Raw genomic sequence first — 4,140 nt, 5'->3', positions numbered from 1 at the left:
AAAATGCAAAAACGGCGATCGCCGGCGGCATCAAGCTCAGCACATTGCCGGAAGTGATCAAAGCCCAGCCTGACCTTGTTATCGTAGGCGGCGGCATTACCGGACAAGAAGATAAAAAAGCCGCAGCAGCCCAGATGCAGCAATTGATCAAGCAGGCTTAAGAGCAGATTTCTTACCGCCATCGGAGGGGTTACAGACTCCATACGTAAGCATGAATGATGACTATAGTCCTCGCTTTTATATAGTGAGGACTATTTGTTTACTATATAAGCTCTTCAAAAAGCTGTTGTTTTATTCGAAAAATAGAAAAAAGCAGGTGAAAATAGATATGGATGCGATGACCTTTGTTTTGTTTGGTTCAACCGGGGATTTGGCCAAAAGAAAAATATTCCCGGCATTGTACAACCTTTACCTCGAGCAAAAGCTGCCGCGGTCATTTTCGGTGATGAATTTGGGACGAAAGCCGTTTACAGATGAGGAATTCCAGGCTTATGTCGAAAATTCGCTGGACACCTTTTCCAGACGTAAGCCTCAAGATCGTTCCCAGCTGGAGCCGTTTCTTCGCTGCTTCCGTTATTTCGCTATGGACGTTACGAACCAGGAGAGCTACCGGGAGCTGCTGAAGCAGGTGGAACAGCGGGAAAAGGAGCTCGACATTCCGCAGAACCGGATGTTTTATTTGTCCGTTGCGCCTGAATTTTTTGATGTCATTGCCCTGAATATCAAGGAGAGCGGGTTGGGCGATGGTAAAGGATGGAAACGGCTTATAATCGAAAAGCCTTTCGGACACGATTTGGCATCGGCCCGGCAGTTAAACGCCAATTTGAGCCAGGCTTTCGAGGAAGAGGAAATTTTCAGGATTGACCATTATCTCGGCAAGCCGATGGTGCAGAACCTGGAAACCCTTATTCCGGCGAATCCGATTCTCAAAGCGCTATGGAGCAATCAATACATTGCCAATATTCAGATTACAGCCAGCGAAACGGTGGGTGTAGAGGAGAGAGCCGGTTACTATGAAGGCGCCGGAGCCATTCGGGATATGTTTCAAAATCACATGCTGCAGCTGCTGATGATGACAGCCATGCATTTGCCGACACCCGTCACAGAGCAAAATGTCCGCAAGCAAAAAAGCAGCCTGTTGAAATCTCTCCGGCCTATTTGTAAAGAGGATGCGGCACTGCATATCGTCCGCGGCCAGTATGGAGCGGGAGAAATTCAAGGGAAAGCCGCTGCGGCATACCGGGAGGAGCCGGGAGTGGATGCGAATTCCATGACGGATACCTTTGTTGCCGCCAGGTTATGGATTGACGAATTTTTCTGGAAGGATGTTCCGATTTATATCCGGACGGGAAAACGGATGAAGGAAAAGTCGACACGAATTGTCCTTGAATTTAAAGACAGATTAAAGGAGCCGCATGCGGATGCCGGCAATGCTCCTAACCTGCTGACAATTCAAATCAATCCGGATGAAAAAATCATGCTGCAGCTGAACGGCAGGAATCCAAATGGACAATTGGAGCCTGTGATCATGGATTTCTCGGTGTCAGCTGAACGGATGCCGGAAGCCTACGAGCTTCTGCTGTTCGATGCGTTGAGAGGCGATGCCACATTTTTTGCCCACTGGGAAGAGGTGGAATTGGCCTGGACCTGGGTACAGCCCCTTTTGGAGGCATTCGAAGAAAATCTTCTTCCTCTTCATTCCTATCCGGCAGGCTCGTTTGGTCCGGCGGCGGCGAACGCCTTATTGGACGAACAGGGATTTCATTGGTGGCATGACGAAGCGCCGGCAGCCCGGGATTTGCCGCAGCTGGTAACCACATAAGAACACAATTAGAGAAAGAGATATGCAGGAGGAAAGAACCATATGAAAATCGGATTAGTCGGTTTAGGTAAAATGGGATTGAATTTGGGTCAAAATATGATCGATCACAAGCACGAAGTCGTGGCGTTCGATTTGAACAGCGATGCTGTAAAAATGCTTCAAGCGTACGGCGCACAAGGCACAACCAGTCTGGAGCAGCTCGTTTCCTCATTGCAGGCGCCCAGAATCATATGGATTATGGTTCCTCACGCCGTAGTGGATTCCGTACTCTCGGAGCTTACGTCGTTCTTGTCCAAGGGGGATATCGTTATCGAGGCGGGAAATTCGCATTATAAGGAATCGATCCGCCGCTATAACGAGCTGAAGCAGGCCGGAGTTCACTATATGGATGCCGGGACCTCGGGAGGAATGGAAGGAGCCCGTCATGGGGCATGCTACATGGTTGGCGGGGATCCGGAGGCATGGCGTACAGTGGAGCCGATTTTTCGGGATACTGCAGTGGAGAACGGGTATTTGTACGCCGGCAAGGCCGGAAGCGGCCATTATCTGAAAATGGTCCATAACGGAATTGAATACGGAATGATGGCGGCCATCGGAGAAGGCTTCGAGGTGCTGGAGAAAAGCGGATTCGACTTTGATTATGAGCAGGTGGCCAAAGTATGGAACCATGGGTCCGTCATTCGTTCCTGGCTTATGGAATTGACCGAACGCGCATTTTCGAAGGATGCGAAGCTCGATGAGATCAAGGGTGTGATGCATTCCTCCGGCGAAGGCAAGTGGACGGTAGAGGAAGCCTTGGATCTTCAAGCGGCAACGCCGGTCATTGCGATGTCCTTATTGATGCGCTACCGTTCCTTGGATCAGGATACCTTTACAGGCAAAGTGGTAGCGGCATTAAGAAATGAATTTGGCGGACATGCTGTGGAAAAAAGCAAAGCTACGGTATAGTCCTCATTCCTATCTTGAAAAGCTGACTAAAAAGTTGACCGGTGTTCAGGCCGGTCAACTTTTGTTTTGTCAGTTGGATGCGTTGGAATGCGGGATGGCATGATCTGAATTTTGAATATCTTCGATTCTCTTTTTGCCCCATTCATACATCATTTCAATGATCGGCATTAATGTCATGCCAAGCTCGGTCATCGAGTATTCCACTCTTGGAGGCACTTCAGGAAACACTTCACGAAAGACGATACCGTCATCGATTAATTCCTTCAGCTGACTTGTCAGCATTTTATGCGTGATTTTGGGGAACAGTCTTTGAAGCTCGCTGAAGCGGTGTGCGCCCTCTCTGCCCAAATGCCACAGGATGACGATCTTCCACTTTCCGCTGATAATCGATAAGGTTAACTCTTTCTCGCAATTAAAATCGCCGTTATTAATTTTATCTAAAATTTCTTTTCGCAGATCGGACATCGTATTCTCCTTACCATTTTAAAGTAACTTTTTTGTAACCAGCGCACAAAAAAGTGCATTCTTCTGTAATTTCTCTATACGGTATAGAATGTACATTGTAGCTACTATGATAAAGGAGAGTGTGCAAAATGTCCAAGAAAGTATTGATTTTAACCGGCGATGCTGTAGAAGCATTAGAGGTATATTATCCTTACTATCGCTGTTTGGAAGAGGGATACGAGGCAGTCATCGCTTCCCCTACCGATAAAAAAGTACTTGCTACGGTTGTTCACGATTTTGAAGACTGGCAGACTTTTACCGAGAAAAAAGGATATAACATCGAGGCGCACGCTTCCTTTGACAATATCAATCCGGAAGAATTCGACGCCTTGATTATTCCTGGCGGACGAGCTCCTGAGCATATTCGCCTGCATAAGGATTTTGGCCGTCTTGCAAGCCACTTCTTTAAAGCGAACAAGCCGATTATGATTCTCTGCCATGCCAGCCAGGCGCTTTCCGTCATCGCTGATGAAATTAAGGGCCGTGAAATGACAGCCTACTTCGCTTGCCGTCCGGAAGTGGAAGCGGCGGGCGCGAAATACATCGAGACGCGCTGCCACGTTGACCGCAACCTGATTTCCGGTCATGCTTGGAACGACCTTCCACAGCTGATGAAAGAATTCGTAAAGCAGCTTAATGCAGCAAATTAAGATTGCGAATCATATCCATTATTGCCAAAAATAAAAAAAACATTTAAAAGAGGAGAGAAACAGACATGAAATTGCAATTAGCATTGGATTTGGTAGATATTCCGGGAGCAAAACAACTGGTAGCGGAGGTTCAAGACCATATCGATATCGTAGAAATCGGTACGCCGGTTGTCATTAACGAAGGACTCAGAGCGGTAAAAGAAATCAAGGAAGCTT

General features: G+C 47.5%; 6 protein-coding genes. 5 read left to right on the top strand and 1 reads right to left on the bottom strand.

Annotation, left to right across the window (positions count from 1 at the left end; translation table 11 throughout):
* The 3 genes from ACZYR9_RS27155 to gnd all read left to right on the top strand — a co-directional run.
* A partial coding sequence (locus tag ACZYR9_RS27155) for an orotidine 5'-phosphate decarboxylase / HUMPS family protein (protein WP_488981471.1) occupies positions 1-161 on the top strand: 161 nt, incomplete at its 5' end.
* A gap of 167 nt (positions 162-328) precedes the next feature.
* Complete coding sequence (zwf, locus tag ACZYR9_RS27150; RefSeq protein ID WP_488981470.1) at positions 329-1,822, top strand: glucose-6-phosphate dehydrogenase; 1,494 nt, start codon at positions 329-331, stop codon at positions 1,820-1,822.
* 42 nt (positions 1,823-1,864) lie between these two features.
* Entirely contained in the window at positions 1,865-2,770 is a 906-nt protein-coding gene (gene gnd, locus ACZYR9_RS27145) for a phosphogluconate dehydrogenase (NAD(+)-dependent, decarboxylating) (RefSeq protein WP_488981469.1), read from the top strand.
* A gap of 69 nt (positions 2,771-2,839) precedes the next feature.
* On the opposite strand, the gene ACZYR9_RS27140 is transcribed toward gnd, so the two are convergent.
* Positions 2,840-3,235, bottom strand: a complete 396-nt coding sequence (locus ACZYR9_RS27140; RefSeq protein ID WP_488981468.1) for a winged helix-turn-helix transcriptional regulator — start codon at positions 3,233-3,235, stop codon at positions 2,840-2,842.
* A 128-nt stretch (positions 3,236-3,363) separates the two neighbouring features.
* Here ACZYR9_RS27140 and ACZYR9_RS27135 point away from each other — a divergent pair, with 128 nt between their 5' ends.
* Positions 3,364-3,924 (top strand): DJ-1/PfpI family protein, encoded by a 561-nt coding sequence (locus ACZYR9_RS27135; protein WP_488981467.1) that lies wholly within the window; start codon positions 3,364-3,366, stop codon positions 3,922-3,924.
* Positions 3,925-3,989: 65 nt separating this feature from the next.
* Positions 3,990-4,140: orotidine 5'-phosphate decarboxylase / HUMPS family protein (locus tag ACZYR9_RS27130; RefSeq protein WP_488980463.1), on the top strand; the 151-nt coding region annotated here is incomplete at its 3' end.

It is taken from the genome of Paenibacillus sp. F024 (assembly GCF_057814255.1).
This window is presented reverse-complemented; position numbering and strand designations above follow the sequence as displayed.